This is a genomic window from Actinacidiphila sp. bgisy167 (assembly GCF_965342175.1).
In the GTDB taxonomy this organism is placed as follows: domain Bacteria; phylum Actinomycetota; class Actinomycetes; order Streptomycetales; family Streptomycetaceae; genus Actinacidiphila.
The window spans coordinates 1-561 of the sequence record NZ_CBDRBL010000237.1; the positions used below are offsets into that span (position 1 = coordinate 1).

Here is a 561-nt window from a genome sequence, read left to right on the forward strand (position 1 = left end):
ACCTTCGGCGACGGCACCGAGGCGGTGACCGCCCCCCTGACCGGCGGCCAGGCCACCACCACCCACACCTACACCTCACGCGCCGGCACCCCCTACACCGTCACCGCCGCCTACGGCGGCGACACCGACTTCACCGCGTCCACGGCGACGGGAACCCAACGGGTCTCCCGATCCGACACCGCCACCACGATCAGCTCCTCACCCGCGCCCTCCACAGCCGGCGAACAGACCACCCTCACCGCCACCGTCACCCCCACCGCGCCGGGCGCCGGGACCCCCACCGGCACCGTCACCTTCACCTTCGGCGACGGCACCGAGGCGGTGACCGCCCCCCTGACCGGCGGCCAGGCCACCACCACCCACACCTACACCACCGCCCGAACAGCCCCCTACACCGTCACCGCCACCTATGACGGCGACCTCGACTTCCGCACCTCCACGGCCTCCGGCACCCATGCCGTGGGCCGGGCGGCGTCGGTGACGACGGTGGCCGGTGTTCCGGATCCGTCGGTGGCCGGGCAGAGTGTGGCGTTCTCGGCGACGGTGGCCTCGGCGGTGCCG

General features: G+C 74.0%; 1 protein-coding gene. It reads left to right on the forward strand.

Going from position 1 to position 561, the window contains the following annotated elements; translation table 11 throughout:
- The coding region (locus ACRWND_RS30955) for an Ig-like domain repeat protein (protein ID WP_431955314.1) at positions 1-561 on the forward strand (561 nt) is incomplete at both ends.